Consider the following 18,260-nt stretch of genomic DNA (forward strand, 5'->3'; position numbering starts at 1 on the left):
CTAATTATTGGTTTTATTATGCCTGTTTTAGCGAAGTATGTACTTGACAAACCCTTAGATATGGCGACAATAGAGCCATACCAAGGACAAGAACATGACTTCCGTTTTCAATCTCCCCCACTTTCAAGACGCAGACAAGGCCCGCGAGTACCTTGAGGCGCTGCGCTGGGCTAACGGTGTGGTCTGCCCTCATTGCGGGGTTATTGACGGTCACTACAAGCTCCAGGGCAAGTCAACCCGCCCTGGCGTTTACAAATGCGGCGCCTGCTCCGAACAGTTCACCGTCACGGTCGGCACGGTGTTTGAACGTTCAAAGATCAAGCTCAATATCTGGCTCCAAGCTGTCCATCTCATGAGCGCCAGCAAGAAAGGCGTCTCCGCCAAACAGATCGAGCGCATGCTGGGTGTGTCTTACAAAACGGCTTGGTTCATGTGCCATCGCATCCGCGAAGCCATGACCCCTAACAACTACGGCAAGATGGGTGGCCCTAACTCCATCGTTGAGGCCGATGAAACCTTTTGGGGCAACAACGAAGCCGCCAAGAAAACCCGTGGCGGCGGCGCAAAGATGAAAATCGTTTCCCTTGTCGAGCGTGAGACGGGTCAAAAGCGCTCTTTCCACGTTGCCAATGTCACCAGCGAAACCCTGCGCGCTACGCTCAAGTCACAAGTGCATCCTGAGACGCATCTGATGACCGACGAATCCAATATTTACACCAAGGTGGGCCGCGAATTCGCTCAGCACAGCACCGTGAACCACGGCAAAAAAGAATACGCCCGTGGCAACGTCACCAGCAACACCGTGGAGTCATCCTTCGCCATCCTCAAACGCGGCCTCACAGGCACGTTTCACAGCGTTTCTGAGCAGCATCTGCAGCGCTACGCCAATGAGTTTGACTTCCGTTGGAACTTCCGTTCCGCCAACGGCTTCAATGATGTTGACCGCGCTAACGAAACGCTCAAGGCTATCGCAGGCAAGCGCCTGACCTATCGAAGGCTTGACGGCACGCAAGCCGCCAACGCTTGAAAGCCTGCTGCAGATTCTTCTAAAGACTAATTGAGCTGTGATACCAGTTGCCGGAGCGCTTCGGGCTGGTACACGACTGTCTTGTGGGTGTAGTAATTGGCCCGCTCGAACTGCTTCTTACCAACTGAAATCTGATCTTCTGCAACTGCTAGTACATATCCAGGTTTTGCTTCTGCGCGGTACTGCATGAAGATAACTTCAGCCTCTAACAAGCGGGTGGGGCCCGTTGCAGTAATGATGATGAGCGGTGTTTTTGTTCCTAAGACATGATCCGCCTTAAGTCCGCCGGCAATAGGTAATTCAACATTTGACTCAACGCTCACATTGAGCGCAGCTGCAATTTGATGTACCAACGCTTTTACAGCCTCGGGAAATACACTGGCTTGTCGTTCTGCGCGTGACGTGGCAATTGAATGCAACTGCTGTGCAGCGGAAGCAACGCGGAAAATGTACGGCGCTATTAGTTGTTCATTCGGTGCGAGGGCGGTTATTTTTTCATCGTCCGTAAATTTTACCGGGAGCGCCAACTCCTCGGCCCAACGGGCCACCGCTCCGCTTTCGATATCACCGCCATTCAAACTGGCATAAAAGGCGGCTTCGCCGTTTTCGTCTATGGCGTATCCATCTTCTGACGGCCGTACTCGAATAACGATCTGGTCGCTGCTCCCCGGGTATTCCAAGGGCGTGACAACCCGCTGCACTCCACCTTCATCGGCGTGTACCTCAAAGAGCGAGCAAATTGCTTGCTTAAGATTGCTGGTTATGACGGCCATAGTGGCAATGTTTTCGGTGTATCTTCTGACCCTGATTTAGGCGGAGAAATTCCACAAGTTTTACAGAATATGTAGACTAATTTTGTGAGGTCTAACGGCTTCTTTGGGTCAGTATCTGGCTGAGTTTTAAGGTCTAGTTCTGGCGCACCTGGCAGCATTCTGTCAGTGTAGTTAATTTCCGTTTTACAGGGTGTTTTACAGTGAAACCCTTTGTGGCTGGGGTGCCAGTGGAATTCAAATATTGGGCTGATGCTGCCGTCGGCAAGTTTGCAAAATAGGTGACCCATAAAAAGGCGGTCGGTCAAAATATCTCCGTCACGCCAATACATGATCGCGACATGATCAGCAGATACGTCCAGCATTCCCGTGCAATAAATCCGCGGCCCTCCCAGCTTCGCAAAAGGACGTGGTAGCTTGCCGCGTTTCTGTGCTTTAAAGATAGGCAACGCAGGCAACTGCTTTACAGCAGTCTTGTGCGCAAGAAGTTCCCGGGGCGTCATTTGTTTTTATCTATGCAACGGCGGATAATCACCCCATCATGCCAGTCACACCCCAACCCGTGAAGCCTGAGCAACCCTCACATCATCACAATCCTGATGATGTGTTGCGCAGGATGCTCAATACGCCGCCGGACCCAAGGAAGAAACCGCAATCCGAGCCAAAGCCTTTACGCAGGTCTGCACCCTAGCCAATCGCGCTCATACCGCCTAAACTCCACCCCAGAGGCGCTAGCTGGGCTACCCCGGTGAATGTCTTAGAGCGCGTGACTGCACTCGCTGCCGCCCCGTCAGGCGGCTTATAGGTAACGCGGCGTAGCCCCACCCGGATGGGCGGGCAACCGAAACCGTGGAGCCGATGCTCCGAACTATCCTAGGCAAGAAACGAGCAAGCGCCCGGCACAAGGCGCTATACAAATGCCGACCTCAACAGTTGGCGGCGCCGCCAGCATTGACAGGTGCAAGCTATGTTCAAGCTGACGTTGCAAGTAGGTAAGGACTTTAAATTGTCGGTATCAGTACCCCTGATCACGGCAGTGACAGCCATTACCTTGCTGCTCAAATTCTGGGGGTGACCCCTTTAACCCGCTTCGGCGGGTTTTTTATTTCCAAACCCAGCTCATAGGCTACCCGAAGTGTGGCCGGAAATCAATAAATATCAAAAATTGTCGAATTTCGGACAAATTCAAATGAAAATGGTTTGTCAAATACATACTTCGCCTGTTTTACGCTAAAGAGGAGCCCAACCGCCGTACCGATGCGCCATGCCTCCACGGTTATGACAAGGCAATGCTGGCCATAAGTGCGGTCAATTCGCGGTATTCCCCGGCTGCAGGCAGAAGCTCGACTTCTACGCCTGGATGTGCCAACCTGACGCGTTCGACCAGCAGCGGCAAGTCTTCCCGGGCGTGCTTGCCTATACCAAAGAAAAGCGGAAACACCCTTATATGGCGGGCGCCAGAAGCTATTAAATTTGTAGCGGCTTCAGGCAATGAAGGTGGGCAGAGCTCCAGGTAGGCGCAACTGACAGGGGTGCCGGGCTCGCGGAGACGGACTTGAGCGGCAACCGCCTCAATGGGGTCGCGCCACTGCGGGTCGCGCGAGCCATGGGCAAGCAGGATGATGCCGCGCGGCGTATGGGCCAGGGACGTCATGAACGGTAGCGTCCGTTAACGCCTGAGCACCAGCCAGCCAAACGCGCCCAGCGAGACGGCCATATAAAGCAGGCCTGGCGTGGCAGCCGCAAGCCAGGGCTGCCAGTTTCGCAGGTTGCCGATATAGCCGAACACGTTGTTGAGCAGGAAGAAGCTGATGCCGATCATCACACCGGCGAACACGTAGCCGGCGATGCCGCCGGAGCGAAAGTGAAGGTAGGCAAAAGGCAGCGCCAGAATCACCATCACCAGGCAGCTGAGCGGGTAAAAGACTTTTTTCCAGAACTCTATTTCATAGCGTTGCGCGGTCTGCCCATTGGCGTCCAGGTGACGGACGTAATTGAACAGGTCAATGGTGCCCATGCGCTCAGGCTTGAGCAGCGCCACCGAAACCATTTCAGCGCTGATTTCGGTAGGCCAGCGAAAGCTCTTTAGCACTGTGCGGTTGACCTTGGCGCTGCCTCCGGGTTTGGCGGCGCTGCTGGCGCCGGCTGGAACATCAAACTCTGCGCGCGTGGCCTGGTTCAATTCCCAGGCATCGCCGGCGGTGAACGCTGCCAGCGGCGCCTGTGTGGTGGAGACGATCAGTCCCTTGTTGTTGAACTCGAAAATCTGCACACCCTGCATTTCGTTGTCGGGAGTAAGCGCCCTCACATTGACCACAAAGGTGTTGTAGGCCTGCTTTTCCTTCAGCCAGGCACCGGTTTGGCCGATGGTGATCTTGTTCTGGTAGCGCGCCTTGAGCAGCTGTGCGGCCCGTTCGCTGGCAGGCGCCACATAATCGCCCACGGCGAAACTGAACACCACGAACAGCGCCCCCAGGACCAGCAGCAACTTCAGCGCGCGCCAGGGGCCGAGTCCGCTGGTGCGCAGGATGGTGTATTCGGAGCTCTGTGCCAGCCGGGCCATCACAAAGATGGTGCCGATCAGGACGGAGATCGGCAGCAGCTCGTACAAATGATTGGGAATCAGCAGGCCTACATACAACAATGCGTGCCTGATCTGGTAGATATCGGCTGCGTTGATGCCGCTGCTCTTGCCGAGGTATTGCAGTTCATCGACCAGGTCAAAAAAGAAGAACAGGGCCAGGAAGCCCAGTGCCACCAGGGCGATGGCAGCCAGCACTTCACCGTAGATCAGGCGGCGTATGGTTTTCATGCGTGGCTTTCACTGTCACGTACGGCCAGCGGTGTACGGTTGATGCGCCGGGCGGGCCGCAGCGTCCAGTTGAACTGCCGCTTGGATAGCCAGGCCAGGGCCAGCAGCAGGACGCCGCCATGCAGCGCCAGCAGGAAGTTACTGAAACTGATGAGGCCCACAAAAATCCAGCTTTGCCCGAGGTTGACCAGGTTGTTGTAGACCACAAACGTCAGCAGCACAAAGATCATGTTGCCGCTGCGGCCACCGCGCGGATTCACGCTGGCCAGGGCCACCGCCAGCACGACAAAGTTGATGGATGCCAGCGCCAGCCCCAGCCGCCACGCCAGCTCGCTGAGGTTGCCGCGGGTCGGCGCCTTGATCAGGGAGCGGGTGGACAGCAGTTTGGCTTCCGGTGCGTTTTCGGTCAGCGGATTGTTATCGCCGGTTTTGGTGCCGTACTCTTCGAAGTCGCTGATTTTGAGCGCCGATTGCCCGATCACGTTTTCCAGGCGCTGGCCGTTTTCGAGCATGAGGAACTGCGCGTCACCTCTGGCCTCGATGCGGCCCGAGCGGGCCGTGGTGATGGAACTCTTGCCCTTTTCGGTCGCAGCGATGAAGACGTTGTTGCTGGAGCGCTCGCCCGCCAGGTCGCGGTCGATGAAGAAAACCCGGTTGCCGCTGGAGGATTCCTGGAACTGGCCAGGGGCAATGCGGTCAAGGTCGCCGCGCTGCTCATAGCGGCTTTGCATGTCTTTGGTTTGCTGGTTGGTCCAGGGCCAAACAAAAAGAGCCATCAGCGTGATGACCAGCAGGACAGGCCATGCAAAACGGAAAAGCGGCCGCAGAAAACCCGACAGGCCCTGACCGCTGGTGAACCACACCACCATTTCGCTGTCGCGGTACATGCGCGACAAGGTACTGACCATCGCAATAAACAGCGACAGCGTGAGGATGGTCGGCAGGCGTCCCAGCGCCGAGTAGGCCATGAACAGCATGACGTCCTGCGGATTGATGAAACCGCGCGATGCCTGGCCCAGGGTGCGGATCAGAACAATGGTCATCACGATGGTGACCAGGACCACCAGCGTGGCCCCAAAACTGCGTGCCAGCTCTTTGCGAATCGTGGATTGGAATAACATTGACTGAATATCTGCCTTGGCTTCGTTTTATTTTTTGTTTTACTTTGGTTTATTTACCAGACCCTGAATTATGGACTTTGAACTCAAAACACTGACACCCACCCGTATTTGCAGTGAAAAAACCGACGCGCTGCTGGTTCTCGTACCCCAGGATCCGGGCTCCGGCAATGACCCTCTTTCTGTGCTCGCATCGCTGGCGATCAAGTCGGGGGACTTTGAGGCCAAGCCGGGCAAGCTCCTGAGCACGTACCGCGCCCCCGGCATCACTGCCAGGCGGGTCGTATTGGCGGGCGTCGGGGATGCCAGCGCCAAAAACGTTCGTACCGCCGTCAGTGCCGGCCTGGGCGCCCTGAAGGCTGCGAACGTGCAGCACCTGACCATTTGCTTCGGTGCCGTGGGCGGTCTTCGAGCTGAAGCCGTGCGCGCGGCCGTGGTCGCTTGCGGTGATGCCACTTATACCTACGCTACCACCAAGTCCAAAGCCGCCAAGAACACAAAAGCCGGCCCCGGCAGGTTGCAACGGGTGGTGGTTGCCGTGAATGACGCCGCAAGTGCCCAAATCGCGCGACCCGGCATTGACAAAGGCGCAGCGCTGATCAAGGGCATTGAATTTGCCAAGGAGTGGGCGAACCGTCCGGCCAACCACGCGACACCGACGCTTCTGGCCGGCGCTGCCAGGGAACTGGGCAAGCTGCGCGGCATCAAGGTGGAGGTGTTGGGCCCCAAAGAGGTCGCCAAACTCGGTATGGGCTCCTTCATGGCCGTGGCGCAGGGTTCGGCCGAGCCGTTACGTTTTATCGTTCTGCGCTATGAGGGGGCGGCCAGGGCCGAGGCGCCCGTCGTACTCGTTGGCAAAGGCATCACCTTTGACACGGGCGGCATCTCCATCAAGCCCGCGGCCGAAATGGACGAGATGAAGTTCGACATGTGCGGTGCCGCCGGCGTTCTGGGCACCTTCCGGGCGCTGGCAGAGCTGCGGCCGGCGCTCAATGTGGTAGGCCTGATTCCCGCTTGCGAAAACATGCCGGGCAGCCGCGCCATCAAGCCCGGCGATGTGGTGACCAGCATGAGCGGGCAGACCATTGAGATCCTGAACACCGACGCCGAAGGGCGGCTGGTGCTCTGCGACGCATTGACCTACGCTGAGCGCTTCAAGCCCCGGGCGGTGGTGGACATCGCGACGCTGACCGGCGCCTGCGTGATTGCCCTGGGCGGCGTGCGCAGCGGGCTTTTCTCCAGCGACGACACCTTGGCCGAGGCGTTGTCGACGGCAGGCGAATCGTCCCTGGACCTGTGCTGGAGGATGCCACTGGATGACGATTATGCCGAAGGACTCAAGACCAATTTTGCAGATGTCGCCAACGTGGCGGGGCGTGCCGCGGGTGCGGTGACCGCGGCCAAGTTCCTGCAGCGGTTTACAGCCAGTTTTCCATGGGCGCACCTGGACATTGCCGGTACGGCCTGGAAAGGCGGAGCCGCCAAAGGTGCGACCGGCAGGCCGGTGCCGCTACTGCTGGACTACCTGCTGGACCAGGTGGTGCCTGCCAGGGCAGGGACTTCGGCCCAAGCATCGGGCAAAAAAGCCAAAACAGTTTCCAGGCGCAAATCCGCATCCAAAACCCGGGCATGACCGAAATCGCCTTTCACTTCAATGTGCCGGACAAGCTGGCCTACAGCTGCCGGTTACTTCGCAAGGCCTACCTGAGCGGCGCCAGCGTTGTGGTGACGGGGGATGCGGCGGTGCTGGCGGAACTGGACCAGTTGATCTGGAGTTTTTCGCCTGCGGAATTTGTGCCGCATTGCCGTGCGGGCGCCCCCCAAAGTACATTGGCGGCAACGCCGGTGGTGCTGGCCGAGTCGCTCAAGGACTGCCCGCATTACGGCGTACTGGTCAATCTGGGGCATGGCATTCCCGCCGAATTTGAACGCTTCGAACGTTTTATCGAAGTTGTGGCGCAGGCCGACGATGACCGTCTTGCAGCGCGAAGCCGGTGGAAGCACTACACCGACAGGGGCTATGCCATGAAACGCCATGACCTTGCGACGGCCGGGGAGGGCGCATGAACCGCCCGCCCGCACCGCCGCGGTTTGTGCCGACGCTGACGGAAGTCGTGCGGCCCATGCCTGCACCGATGCCGGCTGCGCCGCCTGAACCAGCCAGGACTGGTTTGCCGGTGCCGCCGTCTACCGCTTCTGCAGAGCTTCAGGAGCAGATGGTGCAACGCGTGCTGCAGCGGGTGAACCTGGTTCTTGAGCGGCGTTTGCGGGAGGTCGTAGGGCAACTTATCCTGGAGCACACGCAAACCCTGGTTCCACGTCTGCGCGAAGAAATTGAGGACGTTGTCCGTCAATCTGTGAGCCAGGCTTTGAAGCACGAAGCGGCACCGCCAAACACGGACGCATAGGATGCGCGAGCGGCTGTCTGCACAGATGCTTTTTCGCTGTGCCCAACCCTTGAAACACAAGTTCACATAAGGCAATCTGCTCCCCGGGTAAACCCCCTTATCGGAATTTAACCTAGGGACGTTGCTATGGTGCGGGCCCGGAAATTGCGTTATGTTCGGCCCCGTTGAGTAAAAAAATTGTTCTCAACCTTTAACGGTAATTTCCTAATCGGAGTGTTTTTTATGCAAATGAAATTAAAACTGACAGTAGTGGCTGCTCTCGCTGCAGTAGCGGGTTTTGCCTCTGCCCAAGACGCAGTGATCAAGATCGGTCACGTGGCGCCGCTGTCCGGCTCGCAAGCCCATTACGGCAAAGACAATGAAAACGGCGTGCGCATGGCCATCGAAGACCTGAACGCGCAAAACGTGGTCATCGGCGGCAAAAAGGTCAAGTTTGAAATTGTTGCTGAAGATGACGCCGCTGATCCAAAACAGGGCACCGCCGCTGCACAAAAGCTGTGCGACTCCAAAGTCGCCGGCGTGGTCGGCCACCTGAATTCCGGAACCACCATTCCCGCTTCCAAGGTCTACAACGATTGCGGCATTCCCCACGTCACGGGCGCTGCAACCAACCCCAACCTGACCAAGCCAGGCTACAAAACCACCTACCGCATCATTGCCAATGACAACGCCCTTGGCGCTGGCCTGGCTTTTTATGCTGCCGACACGCTGAAGCTGAAGAAAGTCGCCATCATTGACGACCGTACGGCTTACGGCCAGGGCGTTGCTGAAGTGTTCAAGAAAACGGCCCTGGCAAAAGGCATGACCGTGGTTGACGAGCAGTTCACCACCGACAAGGCTACCGACTTCATGGCCATCCTGACCGCCATCAAGGCCAAAGCACCTGACGCGATCTTCTTCGGCGGCATGGACCCACAAGGCGGCCCAATGCTGCGCCAGATGGAACAACTCGGCATGGGCAACGTCAAGTACTTCGGCGGCGACGGCATCTGCACCGCAGAACTTGCCAAGCTGACTGCAGGCGCCAAGACCATCGGCAACGTGGTTTGCGCTGAAGGCGGCGCATCGCTGGCCAAAATGCCAGGCGGCGAAGCCTGGATGAAGCGCTACGAAGCCAAGTATCCGAAGCAGTTCCAGGTTTACAGCCCGTACACCTATGACGCGACCTTCGTTCTGGTTGATGCCATGAAGCGCGCCGGATCCTGGGATCCAAAGGTTTACACCCCTGAGCTGATTAAAACCAATTTCAAGGGCGTGACCACCACGATCGCTTTTGAACCCAATGGCGAACTGAAGAACCCCGCTATCACCCTGTACGTCTACAAAGACGGCAAGAAGTCTGCTCTGAACTAATCGTTCACCGCAAACAAAAAAGCCACCGCAAGGTGGCTTTTTTTTGCCCGGCAAAAACCCGGGAAGACCGGAAATGAGGCGCCGAAAGTGGAGCGGGCACAAAAAAGCCCAGCAAGCTGGGCTTTTAGGAGTTTTTGCCACCGTGTGGAAACTCACGGCGACGAGACTGTTTGGCGGAAGAGGCGGGATTCGAACCCGCGGTAGGTTTAACCCTACGCACGCTTTCCAGGCGTGTGACTTAAACCGCTCATCCACCCTTCCGCGAAGCCTTCGATTATAGCAGTGCTGCGAACAGACGGAGGCAGGAATTGCACCCGAAGCGCAACAGGCTCAGTGGAGTGCGTCCTGGAACCGGTGCTTTTCCAGCTGGGCCAGGGAGACGAATTCCAGCGCCTTGCTGTGCGTCGACTCCAGCACGACAGGCGGTGCAAAGCCGGCCTCCAGCGCTTCGCGCCACCGGTTGGCACACAGGCACCAGCGGTCATTCGGCTGAAGGCCCGCAAAGCGGTACACAGGCTGCGGCGTGGAAAGATCGTTGCCGCGGCTGGCGGAAAAAGCCAGAAATTCACGCGTGACGCGAACGCATACCAGGTGGGACCCCGCATCCGACGCATCCGTGTTGCAGCAACCGTCCCGAAAATAGCCGGTCAGCGGGTCATAGGAGCAGGGCACCAAATCCGTGCCCAGTACGTTTTTTGCGCTCATGGTCTTGCCTGCGAAAAGCCCGTCGTTATACCTTGTTGGCCTGCACCATTTTCATGGCCGAGCTGATGAGCGCACCGACTTCAGTCATGTTGCTGGGCACGACCAATGTCGTTTTGGCGTCCTTCGCCACCTTCGAGTAGGCCTCTACCGCCTGCTGCGCAACCTTGAGCTGCACGGCTTGTTCACCGCCAGGTTGGCGGATGGCAGCGGCCACCAGCTCAATGGCTTTGGCGTTGGCGTCGGCCACAGCCATGATGGCGGCGGCTTCGCCCTGGGCGTTGTTGATGGCGGCCAGCTTTTCCCCTTCGGAGCGGGCAATGAATGCCTCGCGCTCACCGGTGGCAATATTGATCTGCTCCTGGCGGCGGCCTTCAGAGGCGGCGATCAGCGCGCGTTTTTCCCGCTCGGCAGTGATTTGCGACTGCATGGCGTGCAGGATTTCCTTGGGCGGCGTCAAATCCTTGATTTCATAGCGCAGCACCTTTACGCCCCAGTTCAGGGCGGCTTCGTCAATGGCGGCAACGACCTGCGCATTGATGATGTCGCGCTCTTCAAAGGTTTTGTCGAGCTCCAGTTTGCCGATCACCGAGCGGAGCGAGGTTTGGGCCAGTTGTGTGACGGCCACGATGTAGTTGGATGAGCCGTAGCTGGCCCGCATCGGGTCCGTGACCTGGAAATACAGGATGCCGTCGACCTGCAGCTGCGTGTTGTCGCGGGTAATACAAACCTGGCTGGGGACGTCGAGCGGGATTTCTTTCAGGCTGTGCTTGTAGGCGACGCGGTCGACAAAGGGAATCAGCCAGTTCAGGCCGGGGGTCAATGTGCCCGCGTATTTTCCGAGGCGCTCCTTCACCCAGGCGTTTTGCTGGGGTACGACCTTGATGGCGCGGATGACGAAGATCATCGCGACGATAAAAATGACCAGTGCTACATAAGACGACATGCTGACTCCCTCAGGTTTTTTCTACGATTAATTTGCTGCCAATGACTTCCCGGATGCGGTGGGTTCCAGCAGAAGGTGTTCCGCCTTCCGCCTGAACCACAGCCCATTGCGCGCCGCGGTAGCGGACCTGCGCCGTGCCGTCCGCCTGCCAGGCGTCCACCTGCACGGTTTCGCCGACATCCATGTTGACGTCCGGGTTGGTGCCTGCCGGCAGCTCCCTGGGCCCGCGGCTGCGAACAAGGTGGCAAATGCTCACGGTGGCCGAGCCCACGACGGCCGCTGCAATAAGCTGCATGGACGTCGAGGCGCCCAAATGCGCGGCAATGGCCGCCGCTGCAATGCCCAAAGCCACCATCAGCAGGTAAAACGTTCCCGTGGCCAGCTCCACCGCCACTGCGGCCCCCGCCAGCAGCCACCAAATAGTCGATTCACTCATGCATCCTCCTTTTGTCGGTCATCCGCTACATTTTGGGGCAATTAGACCCCAAGACAAGCGTAGCGCAACAATATGTCCTTACACTTCGCTGCTTGGAAAAAGCTTCCTCTCACCGCCCGGGCTCAACCTGTCTATGCCCTCTGAGCGTTTCCCATGCCCTCCGACAGGTTCAGGGCGACCATGAACTCCAGCCCAAGCCATGAAATTCCGTTTTCCCATTGTCATCATTGACGAAGACTTCCGCTCCGAAAACACTTCCGGACTGGGTATTCGAGCGCTGGCCCAGGCCATTGAAACCGAGGGCTTCGAGGTCCTGGGGGTGACCAGTTACGGTGACCTCTCGCAGTTCGCCCAGCAGCAAAGCCGGGCTAGCGCCTTCATTTTGTCGATTGATGACGAAGAGTTTTCGCCGGGCCCCGACCTCGACCCGGCCGTGCTCAACCTGCGCACCTTTATCGAGGAAGTACGCCGCAAGAACCTGGATGTGCCGATTTACGTCTATGGCGAGACCAAGACCTCGCGCCACATCCCCAACGACATCCTGCGTGAACTGCACGGCTTCATCCACATGTTTGAGGACACGCCCGAGTTCGTGGCGCGCCACATCCTGCGGGAGGCCAAGAGCTACCTGGAAGGCGTGCAGCCGCCGTTTTTCAAGGCACTGCTCGACTATGCCGAAGACGGTTCCTATTCCTGGCACTGCCCGGGCCACTCGGGCGGCGTTGCTTTCCTGAAAAGCCCGGTCGGCCAGATGTTCCACCAGTTTTTTGGCGAGAACATGCTGCGCGCCGACGTCTGCAACGCGGTGGAAGAGCTAGGCCAGTTGCTGGACCACGACGGCGCGATCGGCGCCAGCGAGCGCAATGCCGCGCGCATCTTCAATGCCGACCACTGTTTCTTCGTGACCAACGGCACCTCGACCAGCAACAAGATGGTGTGGCACCACACAGTGGCGCCCGGTGACGTGGTGGTCGTTGACCGCAATTGCCACAAGTCCATCCTGCATTCCATCATCATGACGGGTGCGATTCCGGTGTTCCTGAAGCCGACGCGCAATCATTTCGGCATCATCGGGCCGATTCCGCAGAGCGAGTTTGAACCGGAAGCCATCCGCGCCAAGATCGACGCCAATCCGTTGCTCAAGGGTGTGGACAGCAGCAAGGTCAAGCCGCGTGTGCTGACGCTGACGCAGTCCACCTACGACGGCGTGCTCTACAACACCGAAACCATCAAGGGCATGCTGGACGGCTACATCGACAACCTGCACTTTGACGAGGCCTGGCTGCCGCACGCCGCCTTCCACCCCTTCTACGGCAGCTACCACGCCATGGGCAAGAGCCGAGTGCGGCCAAAAAATGCGGTGGTGTACGCCACGCAGTCCATCCACAAGCTGCTGGCCGGCATCAGCCAGGCCAGCCACGTGCTGGTGCAGGATTCGCAGAACACCAAACTCGACAGGCACCTCTTCAACGAGGCCTACCTGATGCATACGTCAACCTCGCCGCAATACAGCATCATCGCCAGCTGCGACGTGGCCGCGGCCATGATGGAGCCACCCGGCGGCACGGCACTGGTTGAGGAAAGCATTGCCGAGGCGCTGGACTTCCGCCGCGCCATGCGCAAGATCGACGAGGAATACGGCACCGACTGGTGGTTCAAGGTCTGGGGGCCGGACAAGCTGGTCGAAGAGGGCATCGGCGAGTCGCAGGACTGGATCATCAAGGGTGAATCCCGCAGTGCCAAGACGGCCAAAAACGGCGCCAACAACTGGCACGGCYTTGGCCAGATGGCCACCGGTTTCAACATGCTGGATCCGATCAAGTCCACCATCGTCACGCCCGGCCTTGACCTGAACGGCAAGTTTGCCAAAACCGGCATCCCGGCCAGCATCGTGACCAAATTTCTGGCCGAGCACGGCGTGATCGTCGAGAAGACCGGCCTCTACAGCTTCTTCATCATGTTCACCATCGGCATCACCAAGGGCCGCTGGAACACGCTGCTGACGGCGCTGCAGCAGTTCAAGGACGACTACGACAAGAACCAGCCGATGTGGCGGATCCTTCCGGAGTTCTGCCAGAAGTACCCCAAATACGAGCGCATGGGCCTGGCCGACCTGTGCCAGCATATCCATACGCTGTATGCCAAGTACGACATCGCTCGCCTGACCACAGAGGTCTATCTGAGCGACCTGGCCCCCGCCATGAAACCCAGCGACGCCTACGCCCACATTGCCCATCGCACGACGGAACGGGTTGAAATCGACCACCTGGAAGGCCGCATCACCGTGGGCCTGGTCACGCCGTACCCGCCGGGCATTCCGCTCCTGATACCGGGCGAGGTGTTCAACCGGAAAATCGTGGACTACCTGAAGTTCTCGCGCGAGTTCAACGCCCAGTGCCCAGGCTTTGAAACAGACATCCACGGCCTTGTGGAACAGGTGGATGCCAAGGGCAAGACGCGCTACTACGCGGATTGCGTCAAACGCTAGGCAGGAATAAACGGGTACTTTCGTTTGCTATAGTCCCTCCCATATTTATTGGGAGGCGGCATGTTCAAGACGATTCTCTTCGGAGTGCTCGGCGTCATCGTCGGCGCAGTGTTCCTGCGCGTGCAGGCCAGCGGAGACAGCGAGTTGCGGCTCCTTATGGCCAGCGGCAAGACGGCGGTGGTCGAGCCGATCAAGGAGTACAAGAGTTTTTCCCGCAGCGGCCAAACCATCTACACGGCAGAGCTCAAATTCCGCACCGAAGCCGGGCAACCCATGGTGATCAAGCGCTCGTTCCCTGAGGCCGTGCTGAAGGATTTCGCGGCGGGCAAGCCGGTGAGCATCTACTACATGCCAAATAACCCGAGCCAGGTGGGGTTTGCGCAGGAAGCCGGCGGATCATCCTTCCTCAAGTGGGTGGGCTGGTTCTTCGTCATCGCCAGCCTGGGCTACACAGGCCTCGGCCTGCTGGCGAGCCAGAAAAAATAAGGCCGCCTCCCCGGAGCGTTTGCTATATTTTTTGTAGCTGGGGGCGCATGACTAGGGGGCGCCACAGGCCATTTTTCCCACCAGGTGCGTTGGGCGCAAGGCCGACTCACGTTGGTTGCCGGCGGCGCGCCGGCTTGCAGGCCCACCTTTAAAGCCGCTGGTCTTCCCGTACCCGCATGAAGCTGGCAAACCGGGGCAGGCCACTGTCATTGAGTCCGCGAAAGCGGTAGGTGACGGTGCTGCCGACGGGCGGTGGATTCTGGCGCTGCTCATCGTTGAGCCCGGTGCCCAGCTTGAAGCGCCGCCCTGGTTTGCCGTCGGCACCGGGCATTTCCACCAGCAGCGCGCCCAGCATGCCGGCGTACTTTCCCTTGCCGGGAACATGCGCCACCACGCGGGCTTCGGTGTCTTCGTGGGTCTTGACCTTGAGCAGGTCGTCGTTGCGTGCGCTTTTGTAGAAAGACGCGCCGCGGTGCAGCATCAGGCCTTCGCCGCCGCGCTTCACGGTGGTGGCCAGTAACGCCTGCAAGGCGGCGTGGCTTGCCACCTTCGATTGCGCCACGGCCTGCACCCAGGGCTGGTCGATGCGGCTCACCACGCCATTGAGGGCCGGGATCCGCTCGCTGAACGGGCCGCCTTGCGCGGGCAAATCAAACACCATGAAGCGCATGGCCCGCCAGGCAGCGTCGTCCGGGGTTTGCTGGCGCACGGTAGACACCGCCCTGGCAAACTGGCCACGGCCCGCCCACAGCTCGCCGTCCAGGGGTGTTTTGGGCCAGCCTGCGGTAAACCAGGCCGGCGCGGCGATGCGTTCACCCCCGCGCGTGAGCAGCTGTTCTCCGTCCCAGTAGCCGCGCACGCCGTCGAATTTTTCGCTGACCCAATAATCCTGAAGGGAGACGCCGGGTTGGTACACCTTGGCGAGCATCAGCGGCGGCGCTTGCGCAGCTGCGGATGCCGAAAGCACCGGAAGCGCTGGTGCCAGCAAGCCGGCGAGTGCCAGCAGCCAGTGAAGCGTTTTGAGGCGAAAAAAGACCGTGTTGGCCCGCTCGCCGGAGCGGGTGATGTGTTGCCGCATGGGCCTCCCTGTTTTTTCTTGACTTATAACTGTATGAATGTACAGTTTATAGTTCAAATTTGCGCGGTGCAAGCGTTCTGTGGGCGCCTGTGTTGCCCGCGCAACCCCGTCAACCATGAAGGCTGCAATGGCCATGAGAGGAATCAACTTATGACAGAAAAAAAGACTTCCAGAGGGAGTTGCCATTGTGGAAAAGTCGCGTTTGAGGTCGACGGCCAGCCGAGCAGCGCCCTGGCCTGCAACTGCTCCATCTGCCAGCGCAAAGGGGCGCTGCTGTGGTTTGTGCCGCATGACCAGCTCCGTTTGCTGACCCCCGACGAAAATGCCAGCAACTATCAGTTCAACAAGCATGTGATCAGCCACCGTTTTTGTCCCACCTGTGGCATTCATCCCTATGGCGAAGGAACGGACCCGGCCGGTAATCGCATTGCAGCTATCAACGTCCGCTGCCTCGAGGGAATCGATCTGGACACCATCAAGGTGACGAATTTCGATGGGCGCTCTTCCTAGTTCTTCCTAGTTCTTCCTAGCTCTTCCTGGAACCCCCGGATCCTGTATTCCCGGACCCTGGCGGACGCAATAATCTGCCACTTCGCCCGTACCCCTGGGGCCGGTATTCCCGGCCTGTATTCATTGCTGTTTGATTCCCTTGGGCCAGCCAGCCCGGCATTTTTACTGACACCATGACTTCCAGCGACATTGAAAATATCGAGCGCGCCACCGTGGCGGCTGTCTCGCCCGAGGAGCAGCTTGAAATTGAGGGCTGGCTTCTGCCCTTCGACAGCGGAACGGTCAGCCGGGCCAAAAGTGCCGTGCCCCTGCTGCATCAGCCGCCCGCCGACGGCGTGATCGATCGCATTGAAGGGCTGTACCGTGCGCGCGGCAAGCGGGCGGTCTTCCGGCTGGCCAATGAGGCCTGCTTTGATGCCTTGCGCCGCGAACTGGGCGCGCGTGGCTACACGGCAGGCAAACCGGTGCTGGTGGAAGTGGCGCAGGTCAAGTCCATGCGCGCTGTGTCGGCGCAGGCGCTGGCTGAAACAGCCAACACGCCGGACGAGGCCTGGGCCGCGTTGTTCCTGGCCGAGGGTTTTGATCCTGTGGACGGTGCCAGCCGCGTCAGGTCGCTCGGCCGCGGACGCGATTCAGTGTTTGCCAGCGTGCGCGAAGGCGGCAAGGCCATTGCGGCTGGCGCGGCGGCGTTCAGCCACGGGTGGTCCAGTGTCCACGGCATGCGAACCGACCCGGCACATCGCGGCAAGGGGTTGGCAGGCCGGGTACTGGCCGCGATGGCCGAAGCGGCCATGCAGCGGGGCATTGAGCGTGTATTCCTGCAGGTGGAAGAAGGCAATGCCGCGGCGCGGGCGCTTTACCGGCGGGCGGGCTTTGAAACGGTCTGGCGCTATGACTACTGGACCCAGGGCTGAACCTTGATCCAGACGCGGTGCGGAATTGGGTGTGTGCGGGATACTGGATGCGGCAAGGCGCTATGATTTTTATAGCTGCTCGCGCTGGCGGCTATTAGGCTAGAGCCTGCTTTATTGTTATTTTCAGGCCTGATTTGATCGAATTTGGCTGTCTTGCTGCCCCGTCTTGCCTCAAAAAAACGGCTTTGCAGCACCTGGAAGCCGTCTTTCGTGCACATATTTGGCCTCCAGACCAATAGGGTCATGCGCGAGCAGCTATCTATTTCATAGCGCGCCATGCGAGACAAGAGTGCAACTTGCCGCATGTGCGCGCCGCCCGGCAAGCCAGCCGGGCGCGAAAGCCTTCAGGCTTCGGCTGCCGGCTCGGCAATACCGCCGACCACGTGGCTGAAGCCGCCGTCCACATAGGTGATCTCGGCGCTCACGCCTGCGGCCAGGTCGCTCAACAAAAAGGCGGCGACGTTGCCGACGTCTTCAATCGTCACATTGCGGCGGATTGGCGAGGCTTCGGCAACCACGCTCAAAATCTTGCCGAAGCCCTTGATGCCGCTGGCAGCCAGGGTTTTGATCGGGCCGGCGCTGATGCCGTTGACGCGCATGCCCTTGGGGCCCAGCGATTCGGCCAGGTAGCGCACCGAGGCTTCCAGGCTGGCTTTGGCCAGGCCCATGGTGTTGTAGTTGGGCACGGTGCGCACGGCGCCCAGGTAGGTCAGCGTGAGCAGTGCGGACTTTTTGTTGAGGTAGGGCAGGGCCGCCTTGGCCATCGCCGGGAAGCTGTAGGCGCTGATGTCGTGGGCGATCTTGAAGCCCTCGCGCGACAGGCCTTCCAGGAAGTCGCCGGCGATCGCCTCGCGCGGCGCAAAGCCGATGCTGTGCACAAAGCCGTCAAACGTCGGCCAGGTTTTGGAGAGGTCGGCAAACATCTTGTCGATCTGTGCGTCGTCGCCCACGTCGCAGTCAAAAATCAGCTTGGAGTCAAAGTCGGCAGCAAACTCGGTGATGCGGTCCTTGAAGCGCTCGCCGACATAGCCGAAAGCCAGCTCGGCGCCCTGGGCATGGCAGGCCTTGGCGATGCCGTAGGCGATGGACCGGTTCGAGAGGACCCCCGTGATCAACAGTTTTTTGCCAGTGAGGAATCCGGTGTTGGTGGCCATGCAGGTGCTCCAGAGTAGGTAGTTCGCGGGGGAAGGGGGGGCAAGGGACAAGGGCGCA

Annotated in this window: 19 protein-coding genes and 1 tRNA gene; 9 read left to right on the forward strand and 11 right to left on the reverse strand. The window is 59.2% G+C overall.

Features of this window, described 5'->3' with window-relative positions:
* Positions 1–94 precede the first annotated feature (94 nt).
* On the forward strand, positions 95–1,027 hold the full coding sequence (locus AC1DY9_RS18940; RefSeq protein WP_477667330.1) for an IS1595 family transposase: 933 nt from the start codon (positions 95–97) through the stop codon (positions 1,025–1,027).
* 26 nt (positions 1,028–1,053) lie between these two features.
* On the opposite strand, the gene AC1DY9_RS18945 is transcribed toward AC1DY9_RS18940, so the two are convergent.
* The 5 genes from AC1DY9_RS18945 to lptF all read right to left on the reverse strand — a co-directional run bounded on the left by AC1DY9_RS18945 (position 1,054) and on the right by lptF (position 5,730).
* Positions 1,054–1,800, reverse strand: a complete 747-nt coding sequence (locus tag AC1DY9_RS18945; RefSeq protein ID WP_477667331.1) for a hypothetical protein — start codon at positions 1,798–1,800, stop codon at positions 1,054–1,056.
* Entirely contained in the window at positions 1,788–2,300 is a 513-nt protein-coding gene (locus tag AC1DY9_RS18950; RefSeq protein WP_477667332.1) for a hypothetical protein, read from the reverse strand. Before AC1DY9_RS18950 ends, AC1DY9_RS18945 begins: the two co-directional genes overlap by 13 nt.
* A gap of 773 nt (positions 2,301–3,073) precedes the next feature.
* A complete protein-coding gene (locus AC1DY9_RS18955) occupies positions 3,074–3,451 on the reverse strand; it encodes a sirohydrochlorin chelatase (protein ID WP_457282744.1) in 378 nt (125 codons plus the stop codon).
* A 15-nt stretch (positions 3,452–3,466) separates the two neighbouring features.
* The gene (gene lptG, locus AC1DY9_RS18960) at positions 3,467–4,609 is read right to left on the reverse strand and encodes an LPS export ABC transporter permease LptG (RefSeq protein WP_457282745.1); all 1,143 of its coding nucleotides are present in this window, start codon (positions 4,607–4,609) and stop codon (positions 3,467–3,469) included.
* Complete coding sequence (lptF, locus tag AC1DY9_RS18965; RefSeq protein WP_457282746.1) at positions 4,606–5,730, reverse strand: LPS export ABC transporter permease LptF; 1,125 nt, start codon at positions 5,728–5,730, stop codon at positions 4,606–4,608. Before lptF ends, lptG begins: the two co-directional genes overlap by 4 nt.
* Positions 5,731–5,800: 70 nt before the next feature.
* Between lptF and AC1DY9_RS18970 the strand changes: the two genes are divergently transcribed.
* From AC1DY9_RS18970 to AC1DY9_RS18985, 4 genes are all read left to right on the forward strand, one after another.
* On the forward strand, positions 5,801–7,360 hold the full coding sequence (locus tag AC1DY9_RS18970; protein WP_477667333.1) for a leucyl aminopeptidase: 1,560 nt from the start codon (positions 5,801–5,803) through the stop codon (positions 7,358–7,360).
* On the forward strand, positions 7,357–7,794 hold the full coding sequence (locus AC1DY9_RS18975) for a DNA polymerase III subunit chi (RefSeq protein ID WP_457282748.1): 438 nt from the start codon (positions 7,357–7,359) through the stop codon (positions 7,792–7,794). Before AC1DY9_RS18970 ends, AC1DY9_RS18975 begins: the two co-directional genes overlap by 4 nt.
* Positions 7,791–8,135 (forward strand): hypothetical protein, encoded by a 345-nt coding sequence (locus tag AC1DY9_RS18980; RefSeq protein WP_457282749.1) that lies wholly within the window; start codon positions 7,791–7,793, stop codon positions 8,133–8,135. Before AC1DY9_RS18975 ends, AC1DY9_RS18980 begins: the two co-directional genes overlap by 4 nt.
* Before the next feature lie 222 nt (positions 8,136–8,357).
* Positions 8,358–9,488 (forward strand): branched-chain amino acid ABC transporter substrate-binding protein, encoded by a 1,131-nt coding sequence (locus tag AC1DY9_RS18985; RefSeq protein WP_457282750.1) that lies wholly within the window; start codon positions 8,358–8,360, stop codon positions 9,486–9,488.
* A gap of 171 nt (positions 9,489–9,659) precedes the next feature.
* Here the strand turns inward: AC1DY9_RS18985 and AC1DY9_RS18990 are convergent.
* The 4 genes from AC1DY9_RS18990 to AC1DY9_RS19005 all read right to left on the reverse strand — a co-directional run bounded on the left by AC1DY9_RS18990 (position 9,660) and on the right by AC1DY9_RS19005 (position 11,572).
* Positions 9,660–9,749 (reverse strand) — tRNA-Ser (locus AC1DY9_RS18990).
* A gap of 69 nt (positions 9,750–9,818) precedes the next feature.
* Positions 9,819–10,193 (reverse strand): DUF2237 family protein, encoded by a 375-nt coding sequence (locus tag AC1DY9_RS18995; protein ID WP_457282751.1) that lies wholly within the window; start codon positions 10,191–10,193, stop codon positions 9,819–9,821.
* A gap of 25 nt (positions 10,194–10,218) precedes the next feature.
* Entirely contained in the window at positions 10,219–11,136 is a 918-nt protein-coding gene (locus AC1DY9_RS19000; RefSeq protein WP_348045061.1) for an SPFH domain-containing protein, read from the reverse strand.
* A 10-nt stretch (positions 11,137–11,146) separates the two neighbouring features.
* The gene (locus AC1DY9_RS19005; RefSeq protein WP_477667334.1) at positions 11,147–11,572 is read right to left on the reverse strand and encodes an NfeD family protein; all 426 of its coding nucleotides are present in this window, start codon (positions 11,570–11,572) and stop codon (positions 11,147–11,149) included.
* Between the two features lie 199 nt (positions 11,573–11,771).
* On the opposite strand from AC1DY9_RS19005, the gene AC1DY9_RS19010 reads away from it, so the two are divergent.
* Both AC1DY9_RS19010 and AC1DY9_RS19015 read left to right on the forward strand, forming a co-directional pair.
* On the forward strand, positions 11,772–14,060 hold the full coding sequence (locus AC1DY9_RS19010) for an Orn/Lys/Arg family decarboxylase (RefSeq protein WP_477667335.1): 2,289 nt from the start codon (positions 11,772–11,774) through the stop codon (positions 14,058–14,060).
* 60 nt (positions 14,061–14,120) lie between these two features.
* On the forward strand, positions 14,121–14,546 hold the full coding sequence (locus AC1DY9_RS19015) for a DUF3592 domain-containing protein (protein WP_457282754.1): 426 nt from the start codon (positions 14,121–14,123) through the stop codon (positions 14,544–14,546).
* Positions 14,547–14,694: 148 nt separating this feature from the next.
* On the opposite strand, the gene AC1DY9_RS19020 is transcribed toward AC1DY9_RS19015, so the two are convergent.
* A complete protein-coding gene (locus tag AC1DY9_RS19020; protein WP_477667336.1) occupies positions 14,695–15,624 on the reverse strand; it encodes a DNA ligase in 930 nt (309 codons plus the stop codon).
* A gap of 150 nt (positions 15,625–15,774) precedes the next feature.
* Between AC1DY9_RS19020 and AC1DY9_RS19025 the strand changes: the two genes are divergently transcribed.
* Both AC1DY9_RS19025 and AC1DY9_RS19030 read left to right on the forward strand, forming a co-directional pair.
* Entirely contained in the window at positions 15,775–16,134 is a 360-nt protein-coding gene (locus AC1DY9_RS19025) for a GFA family protein (RefSeq protein WP_477667337.1), read from the forward strand.
* 173 nt (positions 16,135–16,307) lie between these two features.
* Positions 16,308–17,048 carry a GNAT family N-acetyltransferase gene (locus AC1DY9_RS19030; protein ID WP_477667338.1) on the forward strand — a complete coding sequence of 247 codons (741 nt, stop codon included), beginning with the start codon at positions 16,308–16,310 and terminating at the stop codon, positions 17,046–17,048.
* Positions 17,049–17,392: 344 nt separating this feature from the next.
* Here the strand turns inward: AC1DY9_RS19030 and fabI are convergent, their stop codons facing one another.
* On the reverse strand, positions 17,393–18,202 hold the full coding sequence (gene fabI, locus AC1DY9_RS19035) for an enoyl-ACP reductase FabI (RefSeq protein ID WP_457282758.1): 810 nt from the start codon (positions 18,200–18,202) through the stop codon (positions 17,393–17,395).
* Positions 18,203–18,260 lie beyond the last annotated feature (58 nt).

It is taken from the genome of Polaromonas sp. P1_F6, assembly GCF_056405695.1.

Bases quoted from the DNA above. Each gene is read 5' to 3' on its own strand.
- AC1DY9_RS18995 (WP_457282751.1), bottom strand. From the start codon at position 10,193: ATGAGCGCAAAAAACGTACTGGGCACGGATTTGGTGCCCTGCTCCTAT.
- lptF (WP_457282746.1), bottom strand. From the start codon at position 5,730: ATGTTATTCCAATCCACGATTCGCAAAGAGCTGGCACGCAGTTTTGGG.
- AC1DY9_RS18980 (WP_457282749.1), top strand. From the start codon at position 7,791: ATGAACCGCCCGCCCGCACCGCCGCGGTTTGTGCCGACGCTGACGGAA.
- AC1DY9_RS18985 (WP_457282750.1), top strand. From the start codon at position 8,358: ATGCAAATGAAATTAAAACTGACAGTAGTGGCTGCTCTCGCTGCAGTA.
- AC1DY9_RS18955 (WP_457282744.1), bottom strand. From the start codon at position 3,451: ATGACGTCCCTGGCCCATACGCCGCGCGGCATCATCCTGCTTGCCCAT.
- AC1DY9_RS19025 (WP_477667337.1), top strand. From the start codon at position 15,775: ATGACAGAAAAAAAGACTTCCAGAGGGAGTTGCCATTGTGGAAAAGTC.
- AC1DY9_RS19005 (WP_477667334.1), bottom strand. From the start codon at position 11,572: ATGAGTGAATCGACTATTTGGTGGCTGCTGGCGGGGGCCGCAGTGGCG.
- AC1DY9_RS19000 (WP_348045061.1), bottom strand. From the start codon at position 11,136: ATGTCGTCTTATGTAGCACTGGTCATTTTTATCGTCGCGATGATCTTC.
- fabI (WP_457282758.1), bottom strand. From the start codon at position 18,202: ATGGCCACCAACACCGGATTCCTCACTGGCAAAAAACTGTTGATCACG.
- lptG (WP_457282745.1), bottom strand. From the start codon at position 4,609: ATGAAAACCATACGCCGCCTGATCTACGGTGAAGTGCTGGCTGCCATC.
- AC1DY9_RS18940 (WP_477667330.1), top strand. From the start codon at position 95: ATGACTTCCGTTTTCAATCTCCCCCACTTTCAAGACGCAGACAAGGCC.
- AC1DY9_RS19015 (WP_457282754.1), top strand. From the start codon at position 14,121: ATGTTCAAGACGATTCTCTTCGGAGTGCTCGGCGTCATCGTCGGCGCA.
- AC1DY9_RS19030 (WP_477667338.1), top strand. From the start codon at position 16,308: ATGACTTCCAGCGACATTGAAAATATCGAGCGCGCCACCGTGGCGGCT.
- AC1DY9_RS18950 (WP_477667332.1), bottom strand. From the start codon at position 2,300: ATGACGCCCCGGGAACTTCTTGCGCACAAGACTGCTGTAAAGCAGTTG.
- AC1DY9_RS18970 (WP_477667333.1), top strand. From the start codon at position 5,801: ATGGACTTTGAACTCAAAACACTGACACCCACCCGTATTTGCAGTGAA.
- AC1DY9_RS18975 (WP_457282748.1), top strand. From the start codon at position 7,357: ATGACCGAAATCGCCTTTCACTTCAATGTGCCGGACAAGCTGGCCTAC.
- AC1DY9_RS19020 (WP_477667336.1), bottom strand. From the start codon at position 15,624: ATGCGGCAACACATCACCCGCTCCGGCGAGCGGGCCAACACGGTCTTT.
- AC1DY9_RS18945 (WP_477667331.1), bottom strand. From the start codon at position 1,800: ATGGCCGTCATAACCAGCAATCTTAAGCAAGCAATTTGCTCGCTCTTT.